Origin of the sequence: Streptomyces sp. PA03-6a (genome assembly GCF_033792765.1) — a bacterium.
Lineage (GTDB): Bacteria > Actinomycetota > Actinomycetes > Streptomycetales > Streptomycetaceae > Actinacidiphila.
Window position 1 is genome coordinate 1 of record NZ_JARAVK010000128.1, and the last position, 26,673, is coordinate 26,673.

Annotated in this window: 29 protein-coding genes and 1 pseudogene; 14 read left to right on the top strand and 16 right to left on the bottom strand. The window is 74.1% G+C overall.

Annotated elements, in window-relative coordinates; translation table 11 throughout:
* Positions 1–226: 226 nt before the first annotated feature.
* A complete protein-coding gene (locus PV350_RS27280; protein WP_500336613.1) occupies positions 227–1,099 on the bottom strand; it encodes an oxidoreductase in 873 nt (290 codons plus the stop codon).
* A 245-nt stretch (positions 1,100–1,344) separates the two neighbouring features.
* Between PV350_RS27280 and PV350_RS27285 the strand changes: the two genes are divergently transcribed.
* Positions 1,345–1,746 carry a DUF1330 domain-containing protein gene (locus PV350_RS27285; protein WP_500336615.1) on the top strand — a complete coding sequence of 134 codons (402 nt, stop codon included), beginning with the start codon at positions 1,345–1,347 and terminating at the stop codon, positions 1,744–1,746.
* 7 nt (positions 1,747–1,753) lie between these two features.
* On the opposite strand, the gene PV350_RS27290 is transcribed toward PV350_RS27285, so the two are convergent.
* Positions 1,754–2,671, bottom strand: coding sequence for a helix-turn-helix domain-containing protein (locus PV350_RS27290; protein ID WP_500336617.1), 918 nt, complete (start codon positions 2,669–2,671; stop codon positions 1,754–1,756).
* 182 nt (positions 2,672–2,853) lie between these two features.
* Between PV350_RS27290 and PV350_RS27295 the strand changes: the two genes are divergently transcribed.
* The 3 genes from PV350_RS27295 to PV350_RS27305 are packed head-to-tail and all read left to right on the top strand — an operon-like array spanning position 2,854 to position 5,253.
* The gene (locus PV350_RS27295; RefSeq protein ID WP_499509148.1) at positions 2,854–3,801 is read left to right on the top strand and encodes an alpha/beta hydrolase; all 948 of its coding nucleotides are present in this window, start codon (positions 2,854–2,856) and stop codon (positions 3,799–3,801) included.
* A 39-nt stretch (positions 3,802–3,840) separates the two neighbouring features.
* Complete coding sequence (locus PV350_RS27300) at positions 3,841–4,503, top strand: MBL fold metallo-hydrolase (protein WP_500336619.1); 663 nt, start codon at positions 3,841–3,843, stop codon at positions 4,501–4,503.
* 27 nt (positions 4,504–4,530) lie between these two features.
* Positions 4,531–5,253, top strand: coding sequence for a hypothetical protein (locus PV350_RS27305; protein ID WP_500336621.1), 723 nt, complete (start codon positions 4,531–4,533; stop codon positions 5,251–5,253).
* 2 nt (positions 5,254–5,255) lie between these two features.
* Here the strand turns inward: PV350_RS27305 and PV350_RS27310 are convergent, their stop codons facing one another.
* Positions 5,256–5,900 (bottom strand): class I SAM-dependent DNA methyltransferase, encoded by a 645-nt coding sequence (locus tag PV350_RS27310; RefSeq protein WP_500336623.1) that lies wholly within the window; start codon positions 5,898–5,900, stop codon positions 5,256–5,258.
* A 70-nt stretch (positions 5,901–5,970) separates the two neighbouring features.
* Between PV350_RS27310 and PV350_RS27315 the strand changes: the two genes are divergently transcribed.
* Complete coding sequence (locus PV350_RS27315) at positions 5,971–6,543, top strand: mycothiol transferase (RefSeq protein WP_500336625.1); 573 nt, start codon at positions 5,971–5,973, stop codon at positions 6,541–6,543.
* Between the two features lie 52 nt (positions 6,544–6,595).
* Here PV350_RS27315 and PV350_RS27320 read toward each other — a convergent pair.
* Positions 6,596–7,435, bottom strand: a pseudogene (locus PV350_RS27320) (oxidoreductase); the annotation flags it as partial.
* A gap of 57 nt (positions 7,436–7,492) precedes the next feature.
* Between PV350_RS27320 and PV350_RS27325 the strand changes: the two are divergent.
* Both PV350_RS27325 and PV350_RS27330 read left to right on the top strand, forming a co-directional pair.
* Positions 7,493–8,053 (top strand): TetR family transcriptional regulator, encoded by a 561-nt coding sequence (locus PV350_RS27325; protein ID WP_499509154.1) that lies wholly within the window; start codon positions 7,493–7,495, stop codon positions 8,051–8,053.
* Between the two features lie 312 nt (positions 8,054–8,365).
* Positions 8,366–9,187 (top strand): DUF1684 domain-containing protein, encoded by an 822-nt coding sequence (locus PV350_RS27330; protein WP_499509155.1) that lies wholly within the window; start codon positions 8,366–8,368, stop codon positions 9,185–9,187.
* A gap of 12 nt (positions 9,188–9,199) precedes the next feature.
* On the opposite strand, the gene PV350_RS27335 is transcribed toward PV350_RS27330, so the two are convergent.
* The 5 genes from PV350_RS27335 to PV350_RS27355 form a co-directional block, all read right to left on the bottom strand.
* Entirely contained in the window at positions 9,200–10,483 is a 1,284-nt protein-coding gene (locus PV350_RS27335; RefSeq protein WP_500336627.1) for a M48 family metallopeptidase, read from the bottom strand.
* A 119-nt stretch (positions 10,484–10,602) separates the two neighbouring features.
* Positions 10,603–11,988, bottom strand: coding sequence for a CoA transferase (locus tag PV350_RS27340; RefSeq protein WP_500336628.1), 1,386 nt, complete (start codon positions 11,986–11,988; stop codon positions 10,603–10,605).
* Positions 11,989–12,018: 30 nt separating this feature from the next.
* Entirely contained in the window at positions 12,019–12,882 is an 864-nt protein-coding gene (locus tag PV350_RS27345; protein WP_499509158.1) for an acyl-CoA thioesterase, read from the bottom strand.
* 119 nt (positions 12,883–13,001) lie between these two features.
* Positions 13,002–14,174: a hypothetical protein gene (locus PV350_RS27350; protein ID WP_499509159.1), complete on the bottom strand. Its 1,173-nt coding sequence runs from the start codon at positions 14,172–14,174 to the stop codon at positions 13,002–13,004.
* Between the two features lie 9 nt (positions 14,175–14,183).
* Positions 14,184–14,696, bottom strand: a complete 513-nt coding sequence (locus PV350_RS27355) for a 4-hydroxylaminobenzoate lyase (protein WP_499509160.1) — start codon at positions 14,694–14,696, stop codon at positions 14,184–14,186.
* 210 nt (positions 14,697–14,906) lie between these two features.
* Here PV350_RS27355 and PV350_RS27360 point away from each other — a divergent pair, with 210 nt between their 5' ends.
* On the top strand, positions 14,907–16,079 hold the full coding sequence (locus tag PV350_RS27360; RefSeq protein ID WP_499509161.1) for a PP2C family protein-serine/threonine phosphatase: 1,173 nt from the start codon (positions 14,907–14,909) through the stop codon (positions 16,077–16,079).
* 21 nt (positions 16,080–16,100) lie between these two features.
* On the opposite strand, the gene PV350_RS27365 is transcribed toward PV350_RS27360, so the two are convergent.
* Positions 16,101–16,802 carry a nitroreductase family protein gene (locus tag PV350_RS27365; RefSeq protein ID WP_499509162.1) on the bottom strand — a complete coding sequence of 234 codons (702 nt, stop codon included), beginning with the start codon at positions 16,800–16,802 and terminating at the stop codon, positions 16,101–16,103.
* Positions 16,803–16,916: 114 nt separating this feature from the next.
* A complete protein-coding gene (locus tag PV350_RS27370; protein WP_499509163.1) occupies positions 16,917–17,585 on the bottom strand; it encodes a TetR/AcrR family transcriptional regulator in 669 nt (222 codons plus the stop codon).
* 216 nt (positions 17,586–17,801) lie between these two features.
* Between PV350_RS27370 and PV350_RS27375 the strand changes: the two genes are divergently transcribed.
* Positions 17,802–18,683: an alpha/beta fold hydrolase gene (locus PV350_RS27375; protein ID WP_499509164.1), complete on the top strand. Its 882-nt coding sequence runs from the start codon at positions 17,802–17,804 to the stop codon at positions 18,681–18,683.
* Positions 18,684–18,773: 90 nt separating this feature from the next.
* On the opposite strand, the gene PV350_RS27380 is transcribed toward PV350_RS27375, so the two are convergent.
* Entirely contained in the window at positions 18,774–20,006 is a 1,233-nt protein-coding gene (locus PV350_RS27380) for an FAD-dependent oxidoreductase (RefSeq protein ID WP_500336632.1), read from the bottom strand.
* A gap of 113 nt (positions 20,007–20,119) precedes the next feature.
* Between PV350_RS27380 and PV350_RS27385 the strand changes: the two genes are divergently transcribed.
* On the top strand, positions 20,120–21,343 hold the full coding sequence (locus tag PV350_RS27385; protein WP_500336634.1) for a cytochrome P450 family protein: 1,224 nt from the start codon (positions 20,120–20,122) through the stop codon (positions 21,341–21,343).
* Positions 21,344–21,445: 102 nt separating this feature from the next.
* Here PV350_RS27385 and PV350_RS27390 read toward each other — a convergent pair whose 3' ends face one another.
* The 3 genes from PV350_RS27390 to PV350_RS27400 all read right to left on the bottom strand — a co-directional run bounded on the left by PV350_RS27390 (position 21,446) and on the right by PV350_RS27400 (position 22,729).
* A complete protein-coding gene (locus PV350_RS27390; protein WP_500336635.1) occupies positions 21,446–21,916 on the bottom strand; it encodes an SPW repeat protein in 471 nt (156 codons plus the stop codon).
* 142 nt (positions 21,917–22,058) lie between these two features.
* Entirely contained in the window at positions 22,059–22,448 is a 390-nt protein-coding gene (locus PV350_RS27395) for a hypothetical protein (RefSeq protein WP_499509168.1), read from the bottom strand.
* Complete coding sequence (locus PV350_RS27400) at positions 22,445–22,729, bottom strand: ribbon-helix-helix domain-containing protein (RefSeq protein WP_499509169.1); 285 nt, start codon at positions 22,727–22,729, stop codon at positions 22,445–22,447. Before PV350_RS27400 ends, PV350_RS27395 begins: the two co-directional genes overlap by 4 nt.
* A 125-nt stretch (positions 22,730–22,854) precedes the next feature.
* Between PV350_RS27400 and PV350_RS27405 the strand changes: the two genes are divergently transcribed.
* The 3 genes from PV350_RS27405 (at position 22,855) to PV350_RS27415 (ending at position 25,075) form a co-directional block, all read left to right on the top strand.
* Entirely contained in the window at positions 22,855–23,520 is a 666-nt protein-coding gene (locus tag PV350_RS27405; RefSeq protein ID WP_500336636.1) for a maltokinase N-terminal cap-like domain-containing protein, read from the top strand.
* 77 nt (positions 23,521–23,597) lie between these two features.
* Positions 23,598–24,176, top strand: coding sequence for a hypothetical protein (locus PV350_RS27410; RefSeq protein WP_500336638.1), 579 nt, complete (start codon positions 23,598–23,600; stop codon positions 24,174–24,176).
* Positions 24,177–24,280: 104 nt separating this feature from the next.
* Positions 24,281–25,075, top strand: a complete 795-nt coding sequence (locus tag PV350_RS27415) for an SDR family NAD(P)-dependent oxidoreductase (protein ID WP_500336640.1) — start codon at positions 24,281–24,283, stop codon at positions 25,073–25,075.
* Between the two features lie 24 nt (positions 25,076–25,099).
* On the opposite strand, the gene PV350_RS27420 is transcribed toward PV350_RS27415, so the two are convergent.
* Positions 25,100–25,960, bottom strand: coding sequence for a phosphotransferase (locus PV350_RS27420; RefSeq protein ID WP_500336642.1), 861 nt, complete (start codon positions 25,958–25,960; stop codon positions 25,100–25,102).
* Positions 25,961–26,007: 47 nt separating this feature from the next.
* Here PV350_RS27420 and PV350_RS27425 point away from each other — a divergent pair, with 47 nt between their 5' ends.
* Entirely contained in the window at positions 26,008–26,463 is a 456-nt protein-coding gene (locus PV350_RS27425) for a GNAT family N-acetyltransferase (RefSeq protein ID WP_499509174.1), read from the top strand.
* Positions 26,464–26,673: the final 210 nt, after the last annotated feature.

A 26,673-nucleotide genomic window follows, 5' to 3' on the forward strand; every position in this document is an offset into this window, starting at 1 on the left:
CCCGGGGGCGGTGTCCGGGGGCCGATTGTGGGCGTGTGCCCGTGGCTTGTCAGGAGGCGGGGGGGCCTGGGGCGCGGGCCCTTTTTTCCGGCGGGTGACGAGCGTGGTGGTCGGGGGGTGCCCCGGGGGGGGGGGGGGGGGGGGGGGGGGGGGGGGGGGGGGGGCGGGGGGGGGGGGGGGGGGGGGGGGGGGGGGGGGGGGGGGGGTGGCGCGAGTGGGGTGCCGTTCAGCCGGCGATGCCGTCGAGTTCCGCGACGGCGTCGGCAGGCAGTTCCAGGGCGGCCGCGGCGACGTTCTCGCGCAGGTGCGCGAGCGAGGACGTACCCGGGATCAGGACGGTGGTCGCCGACCGGCGGAGCAGCCAGGCGAGCGCGATCTGCTGCGGCGAGGCACCCAACCGGGCTGCCACGCCCGCGAGTTCGCCCGACTGGAACGGGGTGAAGCCGCCGAGCGGGAAGAAGGAGGCGAAGGCGATGCCTTCGGCCGCGCACCGGTCGACGAGGGCGTCGTCCTGCCGCTTGACCAGGTTGTAGAGGTTCTGCACGGCCACGACGGGGGCGATGGACTGCGCCTCGGTCAGCTGGGCGTCGGAGACCCCGCTGAGGCCGAGGTGCCGGATCAGGCCCTGCTCGCGCAGTTCCGCGAGGGCGCCGAACTCCTCGGCGATCGGGTCGTCGCCGGTGCCCTCCACGGAGCCGAGGCGCAGGTAGACCACGTCGAGGGTGTCGAGCCGCAGGCGCCGGAGGTTCTCGTGCACCTGGGCCTTGAGGTCGTCGGGCTCCAGGGAGGGGATCCAGCCGCCGGTGCCGTCGCGGCGTGCGCCGACCTTGGTGGCGATGCGCAGGGCGTCAGGATAGGGGTGCAGCGCCTCCTCGATGAGCTCGTTGACCACCGCGGGACCGTAGAAGTCGCTGGTGTCGATGTGGGTGATCCCCAGCTCGACCGCCTCCCGCAGCACGGCGAGGGCCTGGTCGCGGTCCTTCGGGGGACCGAAGACACCGGGACCGGCCAGTTGCATGGCGCCGTAGCCCATGCGGCTGATGACGAGGTCGTCCGCGAGCCGCAGCGCACCGCCGGGGAGATTCCTGGCATTGCTCATGTGTCGCCTTTCGCGCAGTGCTGTGGGGGGGGGTGACGAACCGGCCGGCTCCGGCCGCCCTCCACTGTGCGCGGCGTGCGGCGCGGGTGGCAGTGCCCCGCTGTTCCTGGGGGTGAGGGGACCAGCCACCTCACCCGCCAGGACGCATCCCGGCGTCCGTGCGGCGCGTCGCGCGGCGATCCGGCCGGTCCGTCACGTCGCCTGGTCACGACGACCGGCGACGGCACCCACCCGGAAGGCCCGACATGAGCACGTACCTGATCAACCACCTGCGCATCCCCGGCGACGTCCCGAACGACGAGGGCCTGACCTACCTGGAGCGCGTCGACGCCACCTTGCGGCCCTACGGCGGCACGTGGCTCGCGAACGGCGAGCCGACCGTGGTGGAGGGCGCCTGGCCCGGCCTGGTCGTCCTGCTGGAGTTCCCCGACCGGGCCGCGGCCCAGGACTGGTACAACTCGCCCGAGTACCAGGAGATCCTGCCGCTGCGCACCCGCAACGCGATCTCCGACCTCGTGCTGATCGACGGTCTTCCCGCGGACTACACCGTCGCGGGCTTCGCCCGGCAGGTCCGGGCGTCGGTCGCCGGTGCGTCCGGCGCATCGGGTGCGTCCGGTGCGTCCGGTGCGTCCGGTGCGGACGGCTGACGCAGGCTCAGAGGCGCCCTGGCCGGGGCGGGTCGATCCCGCCCCGCTGGTGTGCCCGGTCCGCGGCCTCGTTCGCGCCCGGCTGCCCGGCCGTCCACGAGGCCAGGATGCGCAGGGCGTCGTACGACGGGCTGCCGGGCTCGGCGGTCAGCACCATGAGGCGCTGACCCGAGCCGTCGGGACTGCTCCAGGTGTCGCAGTCGAGCGTGAGGTCACCGACCAGGCGGTGCCGGTAGTGCTTGGTGCCGTAGCTGGTGGTGATGACGCGGTGCTCCGCCCACCAGGTGCGGAAGTCGGCGTCCTGGACCGACAACTCGCCGACGAGACGCGCCAGTTCGGGATCGTCGGACTCCGCGGCGGCCTGCATGCGCAGGGCGGCGACGGCGTCGCGGGCATCGTGCTCCCACTGCCGGTGCATGCCGCGGACGGTCGGGTGCGTGAAGAGCAGGTGCACGTAATTGCGCCGGCCCGGCGGGACCGCCGAGAAGTCGGTGTACAGGGCCGCGGCGGCGTCGTTCCAGGCCAGGACGTCCAGCCGCTTGCCGAGGACGACGGCGGGCGTCGCCGTGAGCTGGTCGAGCAGACGCCGCATCGCGGGCCTCACGCCCTGCGCGGGACGGCGGCGCCGCGGCTGCGCGTCGGCCTTGCCGGCGAGCTCGTACAGGTACCTCTGCTGGTCGTCGTCGAGGCGCAGCGCACGGGCCAGGGGGGCGAGGACCGAAGCCGACGCCCGGACGCGGCCCTGCTCGAGCCGCGTGTAGTAGTCGACGCTGATCGCGGCGAGCTGCGCGACCTCCTCACGGCGCAGACCCGCGACCTTGCGCCCGGTATCCGCCGGCGGCAGACCGCATTCGTCCGGTGCCAGCTGCGCCCGGCGGGCTTTGAGGAAGGCTCCGAGTTCGCGAGGACCAGATGCCGCAGTCATGTGCCCCATTCTCCCGCGCGCTCCCCCTGCTGTGAGGGGGCACGTTTCTCCCCCGGCAGGAACCCGCCTCTTTTGCCCACCCCGGCCGGGACGGAGGGTCGAAAGTGCCCGGCACGGTCCCGGGCGGCAGAGGGCCCGCCGAACGGGCGCGGCCCGCCACGACAGCGAACACGGAGCACCCTGTGGCCAAGACCACCGTCACCTTCGACAGCGCCGGCATCCCGCTCGCCGGCCACCTCTACACCCCCGGCCACTCCCCCGACGCCCCCGACGCGCAGGCCCCGCGGCCCGCGATCGTCGTCGGCCACCCCGGCACCGGCGTGAAGGAGCAGACCGCCGGACTCTACGCGCGGCGCCTGGCCGAGAAGGGCTTCGTCACGCTCGCCTTCGACGCGGCCCACCAGGGCGAGAGCGGCGGCGAACCCCGCGGCCTGGAGGACCCCGCCCAGCGGGTGGAGGACCTCAAGGCGGCCGTCTCCTACCTCACCACCCGCGACGACGTCGACACCGGACGCATCGGCGCCCTCGGCATCTGCGCCTCCGGCGGCTACGTCCTTCCCGCCGCGGCCGGTGACCGGCGGATCAAGGCCGTCGGCACCGTCAGCGCGGTCGACGTCTCCCGCCAGTTCCGCCTGGGCGCGGACGGGACCCAGGACGCGGCCGTGTTCCAGGGCATGCTGGAGGCCGCTGCCGGCGCACGTACCGCCGAGGCCCGCGGCGAGGAGCCGCCCGTCCTGACCCTGTTCCCCGACACCGCGGACCAGGCCCGTGCACTGGGCGGGGAACACGGGGCCGAGGGCTTCGACTACTACCGCACCCCGCGCGCCCGGCACCCCAGGGCGGCCGACTTCTTCACCTGGTCGAGCATCGACAGGATGGCGGCCTTCGACGCCTTCGCCCCCGTCCCGCTCATGGGCCCGCGCCCCCTGCTGATGGTCGTGGGGTCCCGCGCGGTCACCGCCTGGATGAGCGTCGACGCGTTCCAGCGCGCCACCGGCCCCAAGGAGTTGCACTGGATCGACGGCGCCGGCCACGTCGACCTCTACGACCGGCAGCGGTACGTCGACCCCGCGGTCGAGAAGCTCGCCGGCTTCTTCACCCGGAACCTGGGCCCGGCCACGGACCACTGACCCCGGCGCCCAGGCGGGGTGCGCCGGTGGGGTCCGCGCATGCGTGAAGTCGCGACCTGCGTCTGGCACCGGCAGACGCCGCATCCGGAGTGGACGCCGGACGAGCGGTGGCCGCGGGAGGTGTCGTCGTACGCCGTCGACGACGGCACCCGGCTGCTCCTCCTCGACCCGCTGTCCGTGCCGGCCGGGCTGCTCGCGCTCGCCGCCGACCGGGACCCGGTCGTGGTGCTCACCGCTCCCCGGCACGAGCGCGACACACGAAGCCTGGTCGAGCGCCTCGACGCACCGGTGTTCACTCCCCCGCCCGACACCTCCGGCGACCTCGTGCGGAAGTTCGGCGTCACGCGCGAACAGGCCGGTGACGGCAGCCCCGACCTCGCCTGGCTGCACACCGGCGACGGCGGCCGTGGCCACCTGTACGCCGCGGGCGACCGACTCCCGGCGGGGATCGAGGCGTTCGCCGGGAGGGAGCACAACGACACGGTCCTGTGCGACGGCCGTGTGCGGGCCGTCATCCCCGGCGACACCCTGGTCGACTTCGGCCGCGGGCTGCAGATCAACGACCGGCTGCGGGACGGCGTCACGCGCGAGCAGGTCGTCCAGCGCCTGCGGCCGCTGCTCGCCCTCCCGGTCGAGCCCGTGCTCCCCGCACACGGCGCACCGGCCGACCGGGCCGCGCTGGAGCGTGCGCTGTCCCTCTGACCCCACCCCGTCCGGCACAATGCGGGCGTGATCCTGGACGCCATCGACGCCGTGGACTGGTCGGCGATACCCAACCCGACGTCGTGGCCGGGCGACGAACCCGCACGGGTGGCCGACGCACTGCGGCGACTGACCGTGTCGACCACGGCCAACGAGACGGGGAGTGCGGCGGCGGCACTGGGGGGCAGCGGCTTCACCTGCGGCCACGCCGCCATGGTGTTCCCCGCGGCCTACCCCGCCACGGCGATCCTGCTGGACCTCGTCGAGCACGGCCGACGCCCGCGCATCAAAGACGTGGCACTCTCCCTCGTGTTCGACGCACTGTGCTTCTCCCCGCTCGCCGGCCACAACCGCGTGGACACGCGCTACGGCACCGACGTCCCGCTCTGCTGCGCCATCGCGCGGCAGATCCGCAGCCGTGCCGGCGCCCTCCTCGCGCACGGCATCCACGGGAAGCACCTACTGGCGCAGGCCGCACTCCACTGGCGGCTGGCCGTCGAGGAGACCGAGCCACAACCCGACGGCACCACGACCGCCTTGGCGGTCCTCGAAGGCAAGCCCTTCGACTCACCTGCCGAAGCAGAAGTGCACACGACGGCGCCGGAGAGGACGTTTCCGGCCGTGCGTATCGAGGCGCTGACGGCGGATGCCTCCGGCGCGGCCTACGTACGACTGGCGCACGCGCCGTCCGGCGTGCTGTCGCCGGGGTGCGTCCTCTACGACGCCGAGTGCGGAACCCGCGAGCACTGAACTCACCCGTCGCGGCGTGCGAAGAGGATCGCCCCGAGCCTGCTCTCGGCCGAGGTGAGCGTCATCTGCGCCTCCACGGTGAACCCGGCGTCGCCGAGCCACGCGGCCATCCGGTCGGGACGGCGCAGGTGGACGCGGACCTTCATCGGGTGGCCGCCGTAGCCCTGCGTCTTCAGTCGCGTCCCTTCGCCTGCGTGGAAGGCGAGCAGGAGCGGGCCGCCCGGCCGCAGGGCCCGCCGGAAGTGCGTGAGGACGGCGCCGACCGCGTCGTCGGGGACGTGGATCAGGGAGTACCAGGCGACCAGGCCCGCCACCGAGCGGTCGGGGAGGTCGAGGTCCGTCATGGAACCGACGTCGAACCGCACGCCGGGGTGCTCGCGCCGGGCCACCTGGATCATCGCGGGCGACAGGTCGATCCCGAAGGCGTCCACGCCCAGTCCGTTGAGGTGGGCCGTGATCCTCCCGGGTCCGCATCCGACGTCCGCGACCGGCCCTCCGCCACTGCTCCCGACCAGGCCGGCGAAGAGCGCCAGGACCGCGCGTTCGTAGGGTGTTTCGTCCAGGAGGCCGCGGACCTGGTCGGCGTAGTCCTCGGCGACGGTGTCGTAAGACGTCCGGGTGTCCGCGAGCCAGTCGTCGGTGTCCATGGCCGGCCACGGTAGTTCACCCGGGGAACGGGTTCTCGGGCGGCACCCGCGCCCGGTAGGTTCGGTTGCCGTGACCGACGACGACACGTGGGAGATCGGCCGGAGCCCGGCCGGGGGGCCGGAGCCGCCGCTCGCCGGGGGCGAGGCGGCCACGCTGCTGGGCTCGCTGGAGCGGCAGCGCGCGACCTTCGCGTGGAAGTGCGGCGGCCTGGACGCGGCGGGCCTGCGGGCGACGGTCGGTGCTTCGTCAGTGACGCTGGGCGGCCTGCTGAAGCACCTGGCGCACTGCGAGGACGCCACGTTCTCCCGGAAGTTCCTCGGGCGGGAGCCGGGTGCGCCGTGGGACACGGTGGACTGGCGCGCCGACCCCGAGTGGGACTGGCACTCCGCGGCGCAGGACGGTCCCGAACAGCTCATGGCGCTCTGGCAGGGCGCGGTCGTCCGCTCCCGCCGCGTGGTCCGCGAGGCCCTGGCGGTGGGCGACCTCGGGCAGTTGGGCCGCTGGACCACCGCTGACGGGCGGTCACCGAGCCTGGGGCGCATCCTCGTCGACCTCATCGAGGAGTACGCGCGGCACGTCGGGCACGCCGACCTCATCCGGGAGTCCGTCGACGGGCTCGTCGGCGAGGACCCGCCGGGCTGACGGACCCCGGCGGGCGACGCGGCGGTGGGCCGACGGCGCGACGCGGCGGCGCTCAGGCGGGGAACCGTACGCCCGTGAGCCGCTCGCTCTCCGTCCACAACCGCTCGCCCTCGGCCGGGTCGTCCGCGCCGCGCGGCAGCCGGACCGGAACGGGGGTTCCGGAGGTCTGGTCGCGCCCGGCGGGGCCGATGAACTGCCCGCTGCGGACGTCGGGGCTGGTGGCGGCGTACAGCGACGGCCAGGCCGCGCCTTCGGACGACCCCATCAGCGCCCGCGAGGCGACGGCGACGACCATCCGGGCGAGCGGGCCGCTGCTGTGCCGCTGCAGGTTCGTCATCGCGGAACCGGGATGGACGACGACCGCCTCGACGCAGGTGCCCGCCAGGCGGCGCGCCAGTTCCCGGGTGAACACGACGTTGGCGCGCTTGGACTTGGCGTAGGCGCCCATCGCTCCGTACCGGCGCTCGCTGTTGAGGTCGTCGAGCCGGCCGCTGCGCCATCGCGCGGCGACGGCGCTGACGGTCACGACGCGGGCCGCCGGCGACCGGAGCAGGGCCGGCATGAGCCCGGCGGTCAGGGCGAAGTGGCCGAGGTGGTTGGTGCCGAAGGTCAGCTCGAAGCCGTCGGTGGTGGTGCGGCGCTCGGGCACGTTCATGACGCCCGCGTTGTTGATCAGCAGGTCGACCGCCCCGGGCCCCGCGGCAAGCCGCTCGCCCGCCCGCCGGATCGAGGCGAGGCTGCCGAGGTCGACGACGACCGTGCCGACGTCGGCTCCGGGCTGCTCGGCGGCGAGGGCGGCCGCCGCGGCGTCGAGCGTGTCCTGGCGGCGTCCGGCGAGGATCACGCGGGCGCCGTGGGTTGCGAGCACGCGTGCGGTCTCCAGGCCGATGCCGCTGTTCCCGCCCTGACCGAGTTGTCAAATGAACGTTCAATAGCCGAGGATGCGTGCATGCGCACACGTGATCCGGAGCTGAAGCGGCGGCTGCTGCTGGAGGCGGCGCTTACCGAGTTCGCCGAGTACGGCGTCGCCGGGGCGCGGGTCGACCGGATCGCCGGACGCGCCGGGGTGAGCCCCGGCCTGACCTACTCCTTCTTCGACGGGAAGGAGGGCCTGTTCGAGGCCGTCTACGACGCCGTCGTCGAACAGGCCGTGGCCGGCATCCCGATCGACGCCGACGACCTGCCCGGCTACGCCGGCCGCCTCCACGACGCGGGCCTCGACCACCCCGAGGTCATGCGCTTCGTGGCCTGGTACGCCCTCGAACGCGGCGACGACCGCGAGGTCCGGCCCGTCGTGGCTGCTTCCATGGCCGACAAGGTCGCCGCGGTCGAGGACGCGCAGCGGCGCGGCACCGTCACCGACCGCATGGGCGCGGGCGAACTCCTCGCCCTCGTCCTCGTCGTCGCCAACATGTGGCAGCGCCAAGGGGAGGACGTCCGCTCCCTGGTCCCGGCACCGGAGCGCAGGCGGGTCGTCGTGGAGTCGGTACGGCAGCTCGTCGCCCCCTGATCCGACGTCCTTGCGCGAGGGGCGCACGTCCCCCGCGCGCACCTTCCCCACGCGGCGCGGAGGTTGGCCCCTGCCCGTCCTGACGCCGCGCTCGCGCCACGCGGCGGCCCCCACCCCGTCCGGCGCAATCGCGGCGGCTTCCGGCCTGCGCGGCGATCAGCCACAGGGCAGCCTGGGAAGCGGAGCCCGCCCGGTCGTCCTCGCACGCCGACCGGGCGGGCCGCTGCGTCGGGGGGCAGCCGGGATGACCTCGCGGGCCGCGGCGGTTGTACGGGGCGGAGAAGTACACCGCCACGCGAGGGAGCAGCGGACATGACCGCTCAGGACGTCGAACGCACCGGCTTCACCGAGCAGTGGGAGCGCTGGCACCGCGCCAAGGAGGAGGTGCTCGCCGGTCCGCACGGCTTCCTGGCGATCACCAGCCTGCGCTGGCTGGGACCGCGACCGGAACGCTTCGAGGACGCCCCCGGCACCTGGTCGGTCGCCGACGGCCATGTGGTGGTCGAGCTGGGCGACGACGAGGAGTTGACCGTCGACGGCACGCCGGTACGAGGCCGGTACGACTTCGGCGTCATCGGCGAGCGCGACGGTGTCCACGCCGGCTTCGGCGACGCCGTCGTCGAGGTCGCCAAGCGCGGCGGGCACGACATCCTGCGCCCACGCCACCCCGACAACCCGCTGCGCACCGGCTTCACCGGGACGCCCGCCTACGCGCCCGATCCCCGCTGGGTCCGCGAGGGCCGGTTCGTGCCCTACGACGTCCCGCGCCCGGTGACCGTGGGCGCGACGGTCGAGGGCCTGGAGCACGTCTACGACTCCCCCGGCCACGTGGAGTTCGACGTGGCCGGCACGACGTACCGGCTCACCGTCTTCAACGGCTCGCGGCCGGGCGCGCTGATGGCGCTGTTCACGGACGCGACGTCCGGGGTGACCACCTACGCGGCGAACCGCTCCCTGCAGATCGACCCGCCGGACGCCGGGGGCAGGGTGAGCCTGGACTTCAACCGGGCGGCCAACCTGCCCTGCGCGTACACCGACCTCGCCACTTGCCCCCTCCCGCCCGCCGGCAACCGGCTGCCGTTCGCCGTCGAGGCGGGCGAGAGGATCCCCCTGGAGCGGGGCGGCCGGGCCTGAACCCGGGGTCGCTCAGCCGCGCAGGACCTCCCGGCCGAGCCGGCGGCGGGCCGGGTCCAGCGCGGCGTCGACCTCCTTGTTCCGCGCGACGTCCAGCACGATGGCGGCCGGATGGTGCTCCCGGCGCTCGACGGCGGCGCGGCGCAGGTGGGTCGGCGGGTGCGTCTGGTCCTCGACGTGGGCGGTCAGGGCGGACAACCGGCGCCGCCGCTCCAGCTCGTGCGCGGGAATCGACGCCACGTACTCCTTGAGCCGTTCCCAGACCGCCTCGTCGGGTTCCCTGTCGGCGCCGCGTGTGGCGCGGTGCACGGTTCCGGCGGTGACGTACTGCTGGTCGAGCCAGAAGGAGATGGCGTCGGCGAGCAGCAGGACGTCGAGCTCCCCGATGGCCGCCTCCGTCGAGCCGATCCGCGCTTCGAGATCGTCCGCGAGGTACTCGGCCTGCTGACTGGCGCGCAGGGTCAGGTGTGCCAGGACGTGCAGGAGCAGCAGCACGGCGGAAGCGGGTACGAACATGAGCAGTCGTGCGGCGGTCTCGATCATTCCCAGGCCGCTGGTGTCCTGCTGCGGACGCAGCAGTACGTACCACTCGACGAGCGTGCGGTGAGCGGAGCCTATGACGAGCGTCTGGCCGGTGTCGCCGTTGACGAAGTGACCGAACTCGTGGCCGAGCAGACCGACCCGCTGCTGCGGGGTCAGCACCTCCCACAGCCCGAGTCCGATCGTCAGCACCTTGCGACGGCGCAGGCCGACCGCCTGGACGGAGGCGTTGACCTGGGCGTCCACCACGACGACGTCCGCCTGTGGTGCTCCGAGGGCGTCGGCCACCTCGTCCAGCAGCGCGTAGAGCGCGGGCGCGTCCGCCCGGTGCAGCCGGTCCCCGCGCCGCGGCATCCGCCCCAGCCGCGGACGCATCAGCCATGCCAGGCCCAGCAACAGGACGCCCAGCACGGCGGGGATGATCGCCCGCCAGCCCGTCACCAGGAGCCACACACCTGCGCCTGCCACGGCCAGCGTCAGCAGGTGCACGAGGCCGGCGATCGCGTAGGCGCCGACGTACGCCGCGCCGCGGCCGGGCCTCGGCGGCCGTTCCGACGTCATCCTGGCGAACAGTTCCTCGCCGTACGCCCGCGACAGGCGCCGTCGCAACGCGTCGACGGGGCCGTCGTGCTCCTCGTCGTCCTCGTTTCCGCCCCGCACGTTCCAGTCGCACGCCGCGCACCAGACGACGAACCGCTCGTCCTCCGTCAGCCGCTGCCCGCACTGCGGGCACGGTCTTCCCCGGCCTGTCTCCATGCCGCCCCTCCCCTTGATCATCTCGAGGCGGGGCATCGTAGTGGCGGTGCGGATGCTCCGCGCGCCCGGGGGGCCACCGCCCGCTCCCGGGCGAAGGGTTCACCCGGGGCCCGTGTGGTTCACCGCCAGACCGGCAGATCCGTGCCCCAGCGCCCCGGGGGGCGGGTCCAGTCGGCCGGGGCGCCGTGGTAGCCCAGGGGCGGGAGGGCGTGGACCAGGCGTCCGTAGGCGGAGTCGGCGACGGCGAGCCGGCGCGTGGGGTCGTGGTCCCCACCGGTTCCGGTTCCGGTCTGCGCGTCGCCCGGGCCGATGCCGTGCGTCAGCCAGGAGGCCGTGGCCGTCAGCGACAGCCGCAGCAGCCTTCCGCCGCCGTGGCGGCGGGCGTCGGCCAGAGCGCGCAGGACCGCCGCGGCCAGCAGGTAGCCGGTGCCGTGGTCCAGGGCCTGCGCGGGGAGGACGCCCGGGCGGCCGTCCGGTCCGGCCTCGATCGAGGCGATGCCGCAGCGCGCCTGCACCAGGCTGTCGAAGCCGCGCCGCCCCGCCCAGCGACCGGACCGCTCCCAGGCGCGGAGCTGGGCGACGACCAGCCCCGGCCGCCGCTCGCGCAGCGCCTCCGGCGAGAGGCCGAAGCGGTCCAGTGCGCCGGGGCGGTAGCCGGTCACGACCACGTCGGCGGAGGCGAGGAGGCCTTCGAGGACCGTCCGGTCGGGACCGGAGAGGTCGAGCCGCGCCGACCGCTTCCCGAAGCCGGTGTCGGCGTGGGCCGACTCGTCCTCCGGCAGACGGGGGCTGTCCACCCGCAGCACGTCCGCGCCCAGCAGTGCCAGCGTGCGCGTCGCGACCGGTCCGGCGATGACCCGCGTCAGGTCGAGCACGCGGACACCCGCCGCGGGCAGCCCCGCCGGAGGCAGGGGGCGCACCGCAGCGTCGTCGGTGCGCTCGGTCTCCACGAGCGGCTGTGTCGGCGTCCCCGGGCCCGAGTCCCGTACGGCGACGGCCAGTCCGCCCGCCGCGTAGACGGTCTCCTCGACCTCCGCGGCCTTGCGCCCGGCCAGCTCCTCCGCCAGCCGTCGGGCCAGGGCGTCCTCGTCGCCGCCGTCGCCACCGTCGGGAAGACCGAGGGCGGCGGTCAACCGGGCGCGGTGGTGCGGGTAGTTGGCATGGGTGCGCACCCAGCCGTCCGCGGTGCGCCAGAAGCCGGACAGCGCAGCGAAGGACGTGGCCGCCCGGCCGTCGATCCGCAGGTGCCGCTCGCTCACGAACGCGGTGGCCACCGCCCCCTCGTCGACCAGCACCGCAGGCGGCGGCCCGCCGGAGCGCAGCGCGAGCAGTTCGGCCGCGGCGAGGGAGCAGACCCCGACCGTGGCCCGGGCCATCCGGCGTACCGGCAGCCGGGCGGGCAGCACTCCGGCCACCTCCCGGTACGCCACGTGTTCCGCCCGCTCGGGGGCGCCGCCGAGGGCCTCCCAGGCCTCGGCGGTCGGGCGGTCGGGCAGTTGCTGCATCGTGTCGTTCCTTCCTCGGAGGGCGGCCGTTCAGCGGGGCGGGCGCCGCCGGTACAGCCCCTCCTGCACGACGGAGGCGACCAGGCGGCCGTCCCGGGTGAAGAACTGACCCCGGGCCAGGCCCCGGGACGACGCGTACGTCGGGCTCTCCATGGCGAACAGCAGCCACTCGTCGGCGCGGAACGGCCGGTGGAACCACACGGCGTGGTCGAGCGATGCGGCCTGCCGCACGCCGGGGTGGTCGGCGTAGGGCAGGCCGGCCGTCGCGAGCAGCCGGATGTCGGAGAAGTAGGTCAGGGCGCAGGCGTGCAGCAACGGCCCTCCGGGCAGGGCGTCGCGGGTGCGGACCCACAACTGCTGACGCGGTCCCTGCCCGATGCTGGGCAGTCCCTTGTCGGGGTCGCCCACGCAGCGGGACTCCAGGACGGCCTCGAAGACGGACGCTCCCCGGCGCGCACGCCCGAGCTCCCACAGCTCGGGCAGTCCCTCGGGCCCGGGCGCCTCGGGCGCGTCCGCCTGGTGCTCGTCGCTGTCCTCCGGGCGGTGGAAGGAGGCGGAGAGGCTGAAGATGGCTTCGCCGTCCTGGATCGCGACCACCCGCCGGGTGGCGAAGGAGCGTCCGTCCCGGGTCCGGTCGACCTCGTAGACGATGGGCCGGTCGGTACGGCCCGCGCGGATGAAGTAGCCGTGCAGGGAGTGGACCAGCAGGTCGGGGGCGGCCAGGGTCGAGCCCGCCGCGATCAGCGACTGCGCCGCGACCTGGCCGCCGAAGGCCCGGAGCGGCATCCCGGCGTGGCAGAAGCCGCGGTAGAGGTTCTCCTCCAGCCGTTCCAGGGTCAGCAGTTCCGTGAACGACGTGGCCGCCTCGGCCGGGTCCGGGACGTTCTGCTGCATGGGTTCACCGCCAGGGTGCGTACGGCCGGGCGCTCACCGCTCGCCCACTTGTGTGCATGACGCACATGGTAGGGCCGCCGACCTGCGCGGACCCGGCGGGGTCGGACCGGCCCCGCTGGTCACGGGCGGTGCAGGGCCCAGCGGTTGAGGGTGGTGCCGCCCGCGGCCAGGGTGAGCCAGGTGCCGTCGCCGAGCGCGACGGGGTGATCGCCCTGGTCCGGATCCTGGTCCGGGTAGGCGACCGCGCCGAGCGGGCGCAGGGTCAGCGCGTCCAGCAGCCAGTGCCGGGATGCTTCCCGGTGGTGGCGGGCGTCGTAGGCACCGGCGATCACGGTGTGTCCGTCGACGAAGCCGGCGACGAAGTCCCAGGCCGGTTCGGGACCGTCGTCGCCGGTGTTCCCGTCGCCGCCCGCGAGGTCCGCGGCGTCCCGGTCCATGAGGACACGGCCGTCCGGGAAGCGGTGCAGCTGGAGCGGTTCGTGGCCGTGCGGTGTGCTCAGGAACGCCCGGCCGCCGGGGTGCACGGCGACGGGGATGCGGAAGCCGTCACCGACCTCCCCGACGGTGAGCGCCGAGCCGTCCCAGTGGCCGGCGTAGGCCGGGGAGCCGTCCTGGCCCTGGCCTGTCGCGAGGATCATCCGGGAGCCGTCGGGGGGCGGGAGCTGGTGCGAGCCCTGCGAGCCGCCCTCGACCCGTGCGTGGCCGAGGACGGTGCCGTCGGCGGCGTCCAGGACGACCCACTGCTCGTACGAGTCGGCCTCCGGGTCTCCGTGGTCGATGTCCGGCAGGACGTGCGCCCAGACGAGCCGGCCGTCCGCGCCGACCTGCACGGATCCACTGAAGTGACCCGGGCACGGCTCGGGGCCGTCGTGCCGATGGGGCCCGTCGCCCCAGCAACCGTGCCGGTACTCCCATCGGGTGAGGCCGCCGGAGTCCACGGCCAGCACCGATCGTTGCCCGGAGAGCACGACGAGGCCGCCGCCGGCACGCGCCGCGCACGCGCTGTTCCGCCACCCGGGCCAGGGGTCCGCGAAGGAGGCGAGCACGGCGGGCCGGCCGGCGAACGCGGCCTCCAAATCGACCAGCACGATGGCGTCGTCCTGGTGCAGCAGCGCGTGGTGCACGCCGCCGGGATGCCGCAGCAGCGCGTGGCCGCCCGCCACCGCGGCCGCGCCGGGCAGTTCGGCCGCGCCGACCGGACGCGCCGGGACCGTCACCGGACCATCGGGCGCGGCCTGCCGCCGTACGTGCCCGGCGGTGGCCTGACGTCGTCGCAGTTCTCCCGGATCCACACCCGCACCTTAGTGGCCGCGCGGCGCGGTGATGTCGTACGAGATACGCCCGGCGGGCAGGTAGAAGAGCGCGATGAGGGCGCCGCCGCGGACCTCGGGGTAGTGGTGGCTGCCGGGGGCGGGGGCGGTCCAGCCCGGCCCCTGCCAGCCGCTGGGGCCGGCGAGCTGCGCGTCACGGTCGACGGGCGCCACGAGGTTGATCTCGCCGTAGGGGTGGGCGTGGTACTGGCCCCGGTAGCGGGCCCGGCTGTTCATGTACACCGCGGTGATGCTGAAGTACTGCGTCTCCGCCGAGGGCGGTGCGATGAGGCTGCGCCGGTAGTCCGGGCCGTCGACCTCGGCGTTCGCGGCCCAGCCCTCCTCGACGCCGAGCTTGATCAGGCGCGAGAGGTGCCCGTACAGCTCGCTGTGCGGACCGTGGGTGTCGTTCAGCCAGCCCTCGAGTTCCTCGCCCGCGGTGCGGTTCCTGACCGCGTCCAGGAACGGGATGCTGCGCTCGATGAGCTCGCGTCGGTGATCCATCGTCCGTCCTCCTCGGCGCCCGGGGTGGCCGTCGCACCCCGTCGGTGCCAGCGTGGCAGCCGGTTTCGTTATCGTCAATGGCTGTAATGAAACATTCGGACGGAATCCCCCGGACAGCGATCAGCGTTACAGTCCCTATCTGTAATGAATTTTCCGCTGTGCCCGTATCCCCCGTCGTGGGGCGGCGGGCCGGTCGAGGAGGCGAGGCCCGTGCACGAACCCATCAAGCGTGCGGGGAGCCATCACACCCATGGCCGTACGGCGCTCCGCGGGCGGAAGCGGTCCAGGTCCTGGCGGGCATGGCGGGCCTGGCGGCTGTCCGAGGTCGGCACCCCCGTCGCACTCGTACTGATCATCACGACGATCGGTTTCCTCGCGCCCTCCGACGTGCACCTGGCGTCCCTGCTCATCGCCGCGCCCGCCCTGATGGCGGCGATCTCGACGGCGCGCGCCACCACCGCGGTGGCCGCGCTGTCACTGGTGGCCGCGGTGACCTGCGACGTCCACGACGGGCTGCTCCGCTCCCCCGTCCTGCCGACGCACGTCGCGGCCCTGCTGGTGGTCTCCGTCTTCCTCATCGCGTTCTGCAACACCCGCGACCGCAACCGCCGGGAGGCGAGGCAACTGCGGGCGATCTCCGAGGCGGCGCAGCAGGTCGTCCTGCGGCCCCTTCCCCGACGGATCGAGGGCCTGCGGGTCGCCTCGGCGTACCGGGCGGCCGAGACGATGGCCGAGGTCGGAGGCGACCTGTACGCCGCGGCTCGGACGCCGTACGGCACCCGGCTCCTCATCGGTGACGTCAAGGGCAAGGGCCTGCAGGCGCTCGACGACACGGCGGCGCTGCTCGGCGCCTTCCGCGAGGCGGTGCACCAGCACCCCACCCTGCCCTGCCTGGCCGCGGCGCTGGAGGGCAGCGTGCGCCGGCATGTGGCCGAGGCGTCCGAGGCCGACGCCGACGCGCCGGAGCGGTTCATCACCGCACTGCTGGTGGAGTTCCCGGCCGGCGGGGGCCTCGTGCGCACGGTGAGCTGCGGGCACCCGTTTCCGCTGCTGCTGCGCGACGGCCGCATCGCCGCCCTCGCGGGCCCGGCGCCCGCGCCGCCGCTCGGCCTGGCCGGCCTCGACCCCGCCGCTTACCACGTGGACCGCTTCCGGCTCGCCCCGGGCGACCTGCTCCTGCTCTACACCGACGGCCTCGCCGAGGCCCGGGACCGCTCGGGCGCCTTCTACTCCGTGGCCGACCTCGGGATCCCCCGGGACACGGCCGCGTGCGACCCGGAATCCCTGCTCCAGGAAGTCCTGGCGGACCTGCTCCGCCACACGGACGGGCGGCTCAACGACGACGTGGCGCTGGTGGCCGTGCAGTGCCCGCCCGCGGGCTGACGCATGGCTGCGCCGCCCCGCTCAGGAAGCCGGGCCGTCCAGCTCGATGCGGGCACCGTCAGCGTCCGGCGGCCACAGGGGCTCGGGCACCCGGGCCCCGAACGACGCGCCCCACCGGTTGCGCGACGAGACCTCGTGGACCGGACGCCGGTTGGCGGCGACCCGCCAGCGGCCCAGCGGATACCCGAACGCCGGCATCGCGATCATCCGCCGGCCGTCCGCGGTGGGCACGCCCAGCAGGTCGCAGACGGTGTCGGCCTCGTAGCGCAGGACCGTGGTCAGCACGCCGCCGATGCCCTCGGCTCGCGCGGCCAGCAGCGAACTCCAGATGGCCGGGTAGATGTTCGCGCCGCCGTGGTCGTCCACCGCGAAGACGAAGACCAGCAGGGGGATCTCGGCGAAGTGCTCGACGAAGTGGTCCCCGGAGCTCTTGATGCGCCCCAGGGACTGCGCCCGCCGTGCGGGGTCCTCGTGCGGTGCCGTACCGAGCCGGCCGGCCTCGATGTCGGCGTACTCCCGTTGCCGGCAGGACGCGTAGAGCTCGGCGAGCCGCGCCTTGAGCCCGGGGTCGTCGACGGCGAGGAAGTGCCAGCGTTGCGTGTTGCCGCCGTTGGGCGCCCGGATCGCGGCGTCCAGGATCCGGCACTGGCTCTCCATCGGGATGGCATCCGGCTTCATGCGGCGCATGATCCGGGTCGTGTAGAGAGCTTCGTAGACGTCCACCGGTCAACTCCCAGGGCGCGAGCGGCAGTTACGTTACAGCTATTTACTGTAACGCGAACGGATGTCGCCGGCCCGCGCCCTGGACCGCCCCGGCCCGCGCCGCGCCCGGCCGGATCAGCCGGAGCCGTCGGGGCGCACCGCGATGGCGGGCCAGACGGTGTCGACGAGGCGGTCCGGGATGTCCGCACCGGATCCGCCGGTGCGCAGGTAGTCCGCGAAGTAGCTGCCGAAGCAGAGGGTCACGACGGTGTCGAGGTCGACGTCCTCACGGACCTCGCCGCGCTCGCGGAGCCGCCGCAGGGTCTGCGCCAACTCCTCGCACCGCGGCCCGACCCCGTGCTCGCGCAGCTGCTCCAGCAGGCCCGGCGCGCGTTCGACCTCCGCCATGAAGTTGCCGTGCAGGGCCATCGCGCCCTTGTTGTGGTACCGCGGATCGAGGCGGCGCACGGCCTCACGGAACGCCTCGACCGCGGTCAGCGCGTCCATGTCGACGTCCGGGTACGCCTCGCGCTGGGCGCGCAGTCCGTACTGGAGGGCGTCGACGACCAGGTCGTACTTGTTCGCCCAACGCCGGTACAGCGTGGGCCGCGTGACCCCGGCGTCGGCGACGATGTCCCCGATGGTCATCTGCGCGTATCCGTCGGCGACCAGCCGCTTGCGCGTCGCCCGGATGATCGCCTCCTCGATCGCCGGGTCCCGCGGCCGGCCACCGGCCCGCGAGCCGGCGCCGCGGTCGGCCCCCTTGTCGTCCTTGGCGCTTCCGGTACGGTCGTCGCCGCTCATCCGCGGTCCTCTCTGTGCCCGGACACGGCCCCATGCCATCGATTGCGGGCGTTACATTACATAAGCGTAATGTAACGGCCCCTCACTTCACCACGCGGACGACTCTCGCGGGGGCGCGGACGCCGCGCCGGTGGGGGTGCCGAGCGCGGGCGGCACAGCTATCGTACCGACTGGACGGTATGAGCCGATCCCCCGCGAGCCCCCAAGGAGCCCCGCATGCCGCGCGCGAAGTCCAACGGTATAGAGCTCGAGTACGACACCTTCGGCAGCACCGGCGATCCGGCGCTGCTGCTCGTCATGGGCCTCGGTGCGCAAATGACCCTGTGGCGGGCGGAGTTCTGCTCCGCGCTCGCGGACCGCGGTTTCTTCGTCGTGCGCTACGACAACCGCGACGCGGGCCTGTCGACCGGTCTCGACGAGCACCCCGTCCCGGACATCGGCGCCGTGCTGTCGGGCGACCCCTCCAGCGTCCCCTATCTGCTGGCCGACATGGCGGACGACGCCGTGGGGCTGCTGGACGCGCTGGACATCCCGGCCGCGCACGTCGTCGGCGCCTCGATGGGCGGCATGATCGCCCAGCAGCTGACGATCGACCACCCCGAGCGGGTGCTGTCGCTGTGCTCGATCATGTCCACCACAGGCGACCGGTCGGTCGGCCGCGCCTCGGCGGAGGCCATCGCGGCGATGCCCGGCTCGAACGGCGTCCCCCTGACGCGCGAGGCCGTCATCGACGAGGGGGTCCGCAGGTCGGCCGTGATCGGCTCCCCCGCCTACCCGCCGGCTCCGCAGGAGCTGCGCGAGCGCGTGACCGCCGCCTACGACCGCGCGTACCGCCCGGAGGGCTACGTGCGCCAGTACGCGGCGATCCTCGCCTCTCCGGACCGCACGCCGGGCCTGCGGTCGGTGGCGGTACCGACGGTGGTCGTGCACGGCGAGCAGGACCCCCTGATCGACCACAGCGGCGGCCGGGCGACAGCGGCCGCGGTCCCCGGCAGCGAGCTGCTGCTGATCCCGGGCATGGGCCACGACCTGCCCGAGCAGGTGTGGCCGGCGGTCGTCGACGCGATCGCCCGCAACGCCGCCAGGGCCACCGCCTGAGCCACCGCCCGAGCCCGGACACCCGGAGCGGTCATGCATGGCGCCGGGCCGGCCTGCCGGAGCCGGCCCGGACGCCGCCACCTACCGCAGCTAGCGCACCGACGCCGCCGGCGGACGCTCGCGCAGGGCGCCGTAGCCGATGAAGTACGCCGGCACCCGCTTGAGCCAGGGTGTGGAGTTGAGCAGGCCGGCGAGCCGCCCCGCGCGGTCGGCGTCGCCGAGCGGGGAGCGTCCGGCCAGCACCGGGGCGACGAAGCGGCGGTGGGCCAGGCGCTGCAGGGCCTGCGTGGCGGCCGTGGTCGGCCACCGGCGGAGCTGTACGGCGCGTACGTCCCGCAACCCGACGCTGCCGCGGCGCAGCGGCTCGACGAGGTGGCGCGCGGTGGCGACGGCGTCCTCGACGGCGAGGTTGATGCCGATCCCGAACACGGGCGACATCGCGTGGGCGGCGTCGCCGATGCACAGCAGCCCCGGGCGGTGCCAGCGCTCCAGCCGGTCGCAGCGCACGTCGAGGAGCTTCACCTCGTCCCAGGAGCGCACCGCGCGCACGCGGTCGCCCAGCCACGGCACCGCGGCCGAGTACGCGGCGAGGAACCGGTCCAGGCCCGCGGCCCGGCGGTCGGCGTCGCTGCCCTTGGGGATCAGCGCGGCGCACTGCCAGTACTCCCCCCGGTCGATCATCGCGGTGAGGAAGCGGTCGCCGACTCCGGCCACCAGCCCCTGCGGGTCGCCCGGGTGCCGGGGCACCCGGAACCACCACGCGTCCATCGGACAGCCGAATTCCCGCAGGCCGAGTTCCGGCCGCGACCGTGCCAGTGACCCGCGGCCGTCGCAGGCCACGGTCAGGGTGGCCCGCAGTTCGCCGCCGCCGCCGTCCGCGGTGCGGTAGCGCACGCCGGTGATCCGGCCGCGCTCCTCCAGGAAGGAGGTCGCCTCGGTGCCCATGCGCAGGGTGAACGTCGGCTCGCGGCGGGCCTCGTCCGCCAGGAGGGCGAGCAGGTCCCACTGGGGCACCATCGCCACGTAGTTGTACGGGCCCCGCAGTGTGCCGACGTCCGAGACGGTGACCAAGGACCGCCCGGGGCCGATCGGCAACTGGACGGTGGTGACACGGCGTTGCGGCAGGGCGGCGAAGCGCTCGGCGAGGCCGAGTTCGTCCAGCAGCGCGAGGGTCGAGGGGTGCACGGTGTCGCCGCGGAAGTCGCGCAGGAAGTCGCCGTGCTTCTCCAGGACGGTGACCTCCACCCCCGCCCTGGCCAGCAGCAGGGCGAGCACCATGCCCGCCGGGCCGCCGCCCACCACGCAGCAGGTGGTCCGTTCCATCGCAGCCCGCCCTCCGCCGTCATCCTCGTCCCGCCCCGATATAACGGGACATATTATCCTTGAACGGTGCACATTGATGCCGTCATGAGGTGCCACGCACTCCCGGAGGCCTGATGAGCCAGCAGCCGGTCACCCTGCCCTTCACCGATCCGGCCTTCGTCGCCGATCCCTTCCCCCTCTACCAGGAGCTACGCCAGGAGGGCCCGGTGCGCCGCGCGGTCATCCAGGGCGAGCTGGAGGCCTGGCTGGTCACCCGGTACGAGGACGGCCTGGCGGCCCTGACCGATCCACGGCTGAGCAGCGACGTCCGCGACGCCGCGGACCCGCGGCTCATGGCGCGACTGCCCACCACCGAGCGCGAGTCGATGATCCGCACGATGCTGCGCGCCGACCCGCCCGACCACACCCGGCTGCGCCGGCTGGTCTCCAAGGCGTTCACCGCCCGCCGCGTGGCCGAGCTGGAGCCGCGTGTCCAGGCCGTCACCGACGAGCTCCTCGACGCGATCGTCCCGGCCGGGCGCGCCGACCTGGTCGAGGACTTCGCGCTGCCGCTGCCGGTCACGGTCATCAGCGAACTGCTCGGCGTGCCCGTCTCCGACCGCTACGACTTCCAGCGGTGGACCGACGACATGGTCCTCCAGGGCCCCCAGCCGCCGGACCCGGCCAAGATCGAGGCGGCCTGGAAGCAGATGCACGGGTACCTCACCGCCCTGCTGGACGCCAAGCGGGCGCACCCGGGGGACGACCTGCTCAGCGCGCTGATCGCCACCCACGACGACGAGCAGCGGCTGGACCGGCACGAACTGATCTCGATGTCCTTCCTGCTCCTGGTCGCCGGGTACATCACCACCGTCAACCTCATCGGCAACGGCATCGCGGCGCTGCTCACCCACCCGGACCAGCTGCGCATGCTGCGCGAGGACCCGGAGTTGCTGCCCGGCGCGATCGAGGAGTTCCTGCGGTACGACGGGCCGGTCAACCCCGGCATCGCGCGCTTCGCCCGCGAGGACCTGACCATCGCGGGGGTGGCGATCCCGCGCGGCGCGACGGTGGTGGTCGCCTCCGCCATCGCCGACCGCGACCCGGCGCGGTTCGGCGACCCGGACCGCCTGGACATCACCCGGGAGGACAACGCCCACCTCGCCTTCGGGCACGGCATCCACTACTGCCTGGGGGCGCCGCTGGCCCGGCTGGAGGGCAGGATCGCCATCGGCACCGCCCTGCGCCGTCTGCCCGGCCTCACTCTGGCCGTTCCGCCCGAGGAGCTGCTCTGGCGGCCGCGGGTGCTGCGCGGCCCCTCGCGGCTGCCCGTCACCTTCGGTTCCGCCGACGGCTGAGGCCGGGGCGCCCGGACCGGGGCACCGGCCGTGTCCGCACACGTACCGCCGGGCGAGCCGTGCAGAGGGCTCGCCCGGCGGGGCGGATTCGGCGGGAGCCGGTCAGATGCGTGAGCCTCCGGCGGGGCCCCTCATGTCCGAGGACTTCCCCCGGCCCGTGCCCGGTCGCATCGAGGACGCCGCCAGCGCGAGCGCCAGAGCGATGACGCCGACCACCACGTTGTTGACGATCGTGCGCGTCGTGCTGACGTTCCCCGCGATGCACCACGGCGAGATGATCGTCCACAGGCCGATGATGGCGGCGGCCCACGCCATGGAGTGCGTGCGCTCGAACGCCCTGCCCACGCCGCCCATGAGCATGGCGTACGCGATGCCGGCTATCAGGTTGCCGACGGCTATCGTCGACAGGCCGTTGAAGCCCACGATCCAGGGGGACGCCGCCAGGTAGGTGCCGGTCACCAGGCCCATGGCCTCGATCGCCTGGCCCCGGTTGGTGGCGGTCGTCCGTTCGTACTCCGCGCGCAGCGCCAGCAGGTCGGGGTGCTGCTCGATACTCGGTCGCGTAGAGGCCATCTAAACCATCCCCACTCATTTCGGACGTTTCACCCCACACTTACCCACGATGCGGCGGTCGAGACGTGGAGATTCGCGCGGGACGGTACGAGCGGCCCGGAACACCCTGGTCACGGGGTCCAGGAGCGTGCGACGGGGCGGGTCAGACGATCTGCTCGGTGTCGATCCGGACGTCCACGCGCTTGTAGGCGTCGGGCTGCTGGGTGAGCACCGGAAGACCGGTGGACAGCGCCAGGTGCGCGGCGTGGGCGGTGGCGATGTCCGTCGCGCGCTCGTGGGCGATCTGCGCGACGGACCAGCAGGTGGCCTCGCCGAGCGCCCGGAAGACGAAGCACGGCGCCGCCAGGGCGTCCTGGAGGCGTTCGTACACCTCACCGAGGACCGACTCGGTCAGGCCCTGCGCGAAAGGCACCGCCGGGACGTACAGCGGCACGGCGGTCTGCGCCGAGCGGATGACCCGGGCGACCATGTACGGCCGCCCCAGGGCGAGGGCCCGGACGGCGGTGTGGTCGAGGATGTACCCGCCGCTCACGCCGCCTGACCCGGGTCTGCGGGCGGAGCGGTCTCGAAGCCGCGCCGCGCGTCGGCGGAGGCGACGGCCTCGAGGGCGGCCTCCCACTCGCCGGGGTGGTCCTGGCGGGCCCGTGCGGCGAGCCAGTCGACGGCGCGCAGGGCGCGTTCGGTGCGCTGGAGCCGTTCGGTGACGGCCGCCTCGATGAAGGCGGACCGGTTGCCGCCGGGGCCGCCGGCCAGCTTGTCGACCGCGGCTACGGTGTCCTCGTCGAGGGTGATGGTGACCTTCTGCTTCGCCATACCGTCACCATACCGATGTATGGCCGCACGGGGGACGATCGTCACCCGACCGGACGACCGCGTGTCGGACCCGGATGGGACGATGTCCCCCGCAGTAACGGACTCAGGGGAAGGCTGCACCGGCTATGTCGCTCATCCACCGCACGACGCTGACGCCGACCAAGCTGGAACTGCTCACGCAGTGGCTCCCTCGGCAGCCCTGGTACGCGGGCACGGGACGGGCGCCGGAACTCGTGAAGGCAGGCGGTTTCCGCCTGGACGACCCCCTGGGCGAGGTCGGGGTGGAGTTCATGGTGGTCACCGACCAGGACGGCGCCGCCTACCACGTGCCCATGGGCTACCGCGGCGCGCCGCTGGCCGGCGCCGAGGACGCGCTCATCGGCACCACGGAGCACGGGGTGCTGGGCAAGCGCTGGGTCTACGACGGCGCGCACGACCCGGTCGTGGTGGCCCAGTTGACCGCCCTGGTACGAGGTGAGGCCGAGGCGCAGGCCCAGAGCCTCAGCGATACGCCCGACCCGACCGTCGCCCGCCACTACGCCGGACCGGTGGACGCCGCCGTGTCCGGCGCCGGATCCGTGACCGACGGCCCGGAGGCCACGACCGACGTCACCGTCGACGCGGGCCCGGCCGGGCGCCTGGTCCTCCGCGTGACGCGCGCACTGCGCCCCGGCGCCGTCGACGGCACCGCGGACGGCGCGCTCGGTCACGTCGACGCCCGCTGGCAGCAGCCGGACGGCACCGAGGCCCGCGCGGTCTTCGCCGCCCTCCGGAAGGCCGCCGCCGGCTGAGCGGCGGGGCGACTGAGCCACGCAGCGACGATCGCCGAACTGCCGTGCGCGCAGGGCGCTTTCGGTAGCCTCCCGCCATGAAGATCATGGGGGGTGCGGCGGTGGGAGCCGTCTTCGGGACGGTCACCTCGCTCGTCAACGCGCTGTCGTCGCCGTACTCCGGACTCGGGGCCCCGATCACCGGCACCCTCTGGGGCGGCGCGGCCAAAATGCTGAGCCTGCTGCTGGACGCGGGCTGGTCCTGGGCCGCCCTCGCGGTGGCCGCGGGCCTGCTCGCCGGGACCCCCGCCCGCGGCATGCCGGCCGGACCGTTGGCGCTGGTCGCCGCCACGGCGACGTACTCCGCGATGGACCACCTCCTCGTGAACGCGGGCAGCGACGTCCTCGTCTGGGCGGTGGTCGCGGTGTTCTTCGGACCGTTCCTCGGCATGACGGGCGCGGCCATCCGGCGGCCCGGCCTGACCGGCCTCCTGGCCGCGTTGACGGTGCCGGTCGGCGCCGCGGTCCAGATGGTCGTCCTGCCGCCCCGGCCGCATGTGACGGTGACCCCGGCGATCGCCGTCGCCGAGGCCCTGGTCTGGACGGCCGCGGCGGCCGGCGCGGCCTGGGCCGTCCACCGTTTCCTCGCCGAGCGGCGTGCCGTCAGGGCCCGGTGACGACGGCAGTCGCTCGCCGAGCGGCGGGATGCCGCCTGGCGGAGACTGGGAGGAGCACGGTCGTGCCGCCGTGATCGTCGACCGGGTCGCCCCAGGGAGCGGACATGCGCATCGACCTCACCGGACGGACCGCCTTGGTGACGGCATCGACGCAGGGCATCGGAGCGGCCATCGCGGCCGGGCTCGCACGGGCGGGAGCCCGCGTGGGCGTCAACGGCCGCGACCCGGACCGGGTGGACCAGGCCCTCAAGCAACTGCGTGACGCGGTGCCGGACGGCGAGTTCGTCGCCGTCGGAGCCGACGTGGCCACCGACGAGGGCGCCGAACGGGCCCGCGAGGCCGTGCCGGACGTCGACATCCTCATCAACAACCTCGGCGTCTACGGCGCCAGGGACGCACTCGAGATCGACGACGCCGAGTGGCGCCGGTACTTCGACGTCAACGTCCTGTCCGCCGTCCGCCTGACCCGGATGTACATGCCGCGGATGCTGGAGCGGGACTGGGGCCGCATCCAGTACATCTCCAGCGAGTCCGGCGTGGCGATCCCCGTCGAGATGATCCAGTACGGCATGACGAAGACGGCGATGCTCGCCCTCGGGCGCGGCTTCGCGAAGAAGGCCGCGGGTTCGGGCGTCACGGTGAACTCGGTCCTGGTCGGCCCGACCCGCACCTCGGGCGTGGAGGAGTTCGTCCGGGGGCTCGTCGGCAGCGAGTTGCCCTGGGAGGAGGCGCAGCGCACCTTCATGCGCGAGCACCGCCCGCAGTCGCTGCTGCAACGCCTCATCGAGCCGGCGGAGATCGCCAACATGGTGGTGTACCTCAGCTCCGACCTCGCCTCGGCCACCACCGGCGGCGCCGTGCGCGTCGACGGGGGCTGCGTGGACGCCATCGTCCCCTGAGACGGCGTCAGGCGCTGCACTGCGTCATCCGTCGGGTCGCGTCATCCGTGCCGTGCGCTCCAGCCAGGCGGCCGTGACCGAGCTGTGCCGCTCGACGACGTCCTCCGGTGCCCCGTTGAGGAGGGCGAAGGCCACCTGCTCCAGGCCGAAGGTGAGGTACCACGTCCACGCGCGGTGCAGGGTCGGCCGGTCGACGGCCGCCGCCACCTTGTCCCAGCCGTGCCAGGCCAGGCAGGCGGCGTCGACGGCCGGGTCGAACGGCTGGGCGAGGTCCCAGTCCAGGACGCCGACCACGCGGCCGTCCTCGCTCCAGTGCAGGTTGCCGCCGGCCAGGTCGCCGTGGACCAGGGACGGTTCGACCGGGGGAAGGTCCAGGGCGGCGCCCACACGGCGGCGCGCCTCGGACCGCCACGTGCGCGGCAGCCGGGGGACGACGTCGCGCTCCATCATCTCGGCCCACCGGTCACCGCCCGCGTATTCGTGCGCGGCGCCCAGCAGGCCCTGGAGGCCGCCGCAGTCCACGCCCTTCAGCGCCCGCAGCAGCCCCGCGAGGTGTTCCGGCTCCCCACCCCCGCCCCGGGGTGCGGGCGTTCCTCCCAGCCAGGACAGCGCGACAGCGGTGTGCCCCGCCACCCGGACCACGTCGGACAGCGGGCGCGGCACGGCGAAGGGCAGGTCCAGGGCGCCCAGGCGGCGCAGCAGCTCCACACGCCGGGACAGCGCCGCGACCGCGGTGGGGTTCCTGGCGACGCGCACGACCGCGACGCCCGGAAGCAGCACCACATGGTGCGAGCCACCGACCGCGAGGGTCGCGCCGCGCAGGTCGCGTCCCGGCAGCAGGGCCGCGGCCACGCTCAGCAGTTCCTCGGGCACGTGATCCACCATCACCGCAGCGTAGGGCCCCCCGCGCGTGACGCGATAGCCTTTCGATCATGGCGGACTGGAACATACGGCCGGCTGCGGCCACGGACGTCGAGGCGGTGGCGGAGCTGCGCGCCGTGGCGATGCGGGCCGACCTGGAGCGGCTCGGGCGGTACGACGAGCACCGCGTGCGGCAGCGCCTGCGGGACGCCTTCGCGCCGGAGCACACCTGGGTCATCGACGTGGGCGGCGCTCTCGCCGGCTGCGTCGCCCTGCGGCCTGCCGGGGACGCCCACTGGCTGGAGCACTTCTACCTGGACCCGCGTCTGCAGGGCGGCGGCATCGGCACGGCCGTACTTCGGGAGCTGCTGGAGCGGTGCGACCGGGACGGCGTCCCGGTCAGGCTGAACGTGCTGCGGGGCAGTGCGGCCCGGCGGCTGTACGAGCGGCACGGGTTCACCGTCGACACCGAGGATCCGGTCGACGTGTTCATGGTGCGCGAGCCCGCCGCCGTGTGCGGCGGTTGACCCCCTGGGGGTCGCCGGAGCGATCCGTTCAGCCGCGCGGGCGCTCGACGCGCCGGCCGACACGGGGCGGCCTGGCCGTTGCGTGCAGCTTCTTGGCCTAGGTGTATTGATCACGAGCGTTGTTGACACCTGCTGGGTCTTGATCACGGCGAAGACCTCCGGTGTGGTGGAGCTGTCTAGGACTGCACCGCACCGGAGGTCTTCGTGTCC

What these genes read in the sequence shown, in the direction of transcription:
- PV350_RS27280 (WP_500336613.1), bottom strand. Translation starts at nt 1,099, where the DNA reads ATGAGCAATGCCAGGAATCTCCCCGGCGGTGCGCTGCGGCTCGCGGAC.
- PV350_RS27285 (WP_500336615.1), top strand. Translation starts at nt 1,345, where the DNA reads ATGAGCACGTACCTGATCAACCACCTGCGCATCCCCGGCGACGTCCCG.
- PV350_RS27290 (WP_500336617.1), bottom strand. Translation starts at nt 2,671, where the DNA reads ATGACTGCGGCATCTGGTCCTCGCGAACTCGGAGCCTTCCTCAAAGCC.
- PV350_RS27300 (WP_500336619.1), top strand. Translation starts at nt 3,841, where the DNA reads ATGCGTGAAGTCGCGACCTGCGTCTGGCACCGGCAGACGCCGCATCCG.
- PV350_RS27310 (WP_500336623.1), bottom strand. Translation starts at nt 5,900, where the DNA reads ATGGACACCGACGACTGGCTCGCGGACACCCGGACGTCTTACGACACC.
- PV350_RS27325 (WP_499509154.1), top strand. Translation starts at nt 7,493, where the DNA reads ATGCGCACACGTGATCCGGAGCTGAAGCGGCGGCTGCTGCTGGAGGCG.
- PV350_RS27330 (WP_499509155.1), top strand. Translation starts at nt 8,366, where the DNA reads ATGACCGCTCAGGACGTCGAACGCACCGGCTTCACCGAGCAGTGGGAG.
- PV350_RS27335 (WP_500336627.1), bottom strand. Translation starts at nt 10,483, where the DNA reads ATGGAGACAGGCCGGGGAAGACCGTGCCCGCAGTGCGGGCAGCGGCTG.
- PV350_RS27340 (WP_500336628.1), bottom strand. Translation starts at nt 11,988, where the DNA reads ATGCAGCAACTGCCCGACCGCCCGACCGCCGAGGCCTGGGAGGCCCTC.
- PV350_RS27345 (WP_499509158.1), bottom strand. Translation starts at nt 12,882, where the DNA reads ATGCAGCAGAACGTCCCGGACCCGGCCGAGGCGGCCACGTCGTTCACG.
- PV350_RS27355 (WP_499509160.1), bottom strand. Translation starts at nt 14,696, where the DNA reads ATGGATCACCGACGCGAGCTCATCGAGCGCAGCATCCCGTTCCTGGAC.
- PV350_RS27370 (WP_499509163.1), bottom strand. Translation starts at nt 17,585, where the DNA reads ATGAGCGGCGACGACCGTACCGGAAGCGCCAAGGACGACAAGGGGGCC.
- PV350_RS27375 (WP_499509164.1), top strand. Translation starts at nt 17,802, where the DNA reads ATGCCGCGCGCGAAGTCCAACGGTATAGAGCTCGAGTACGACACCTTC.
- PV350_RS27380 (WP_500336632.1), bottom strand. Translation starts at nt 20,006, where the DNA reads ATGGAACGGACCACCTGCTGCGTGGTGGGCGGCGGCCCGGCGGGCATG.
- PV350_RS27385 (WP_500336634.1), top strand. Translation starts at nt 20,120, where the DNA reads ATGAGCCAGCAGCCGGTCACCCTGCCCTTCACCGATCCGGCCTTCGTC.
- PV350_RS27390 (WP_500336635.1), bottom strand. Translation starts at nt 21,916, where the DNA reads ATGGCCTCTACGCGACCGAGTATCGAGCAGCACCCCGACCTGCTGGCG.
- PV350_RS27400 (WP_499509169.1), bottom strand. Translation starts at nt 22,729, where the DNA reads ATGGCGAAGCAGAAGGTCACCATCACCCTCGACGAGGACACCGTAGCC.
- PV350_RS27405 (WP_500336636.1), top strand. Translation starts at nt 22,855, where the DNA reads ATGTCGCTCATCCACCGCACGACGCTGACGCCGACCAAGCTGGAACTG.
- PV350_RS27410 (WP_500336638.1), top strand. Translation starts at nt 23,598, where the DNA reads ATGAAGATCATGGGGGGTGCGGCGGTGGGAGCCGTCTTCGGGACGGTC.
- PV350_RS27415 (WP_500336640.1), top strand. Translation starts at nt 24,281, where the DNA reads ATGCGCATCGACCTCACCGGACGGACCGCCTTGGTGACGGCATCGACG.
- PV350_RS27420 (WP_500336642.1), bottom strand. Translation starts at nt 25,960, where the DNA reads ATGGTGGATCACGTGCCCGAGGAACTGCTGAGCGTGGCCGCGGCCCTG.
- PV350_RS27425 (WP_499509174.1), top strand. Translation starts at nt 26,008, where the DNA reads ATGGCGGACTGGAACATACGGCCGGCTGCGGCCACGGACGTCGAGGCG.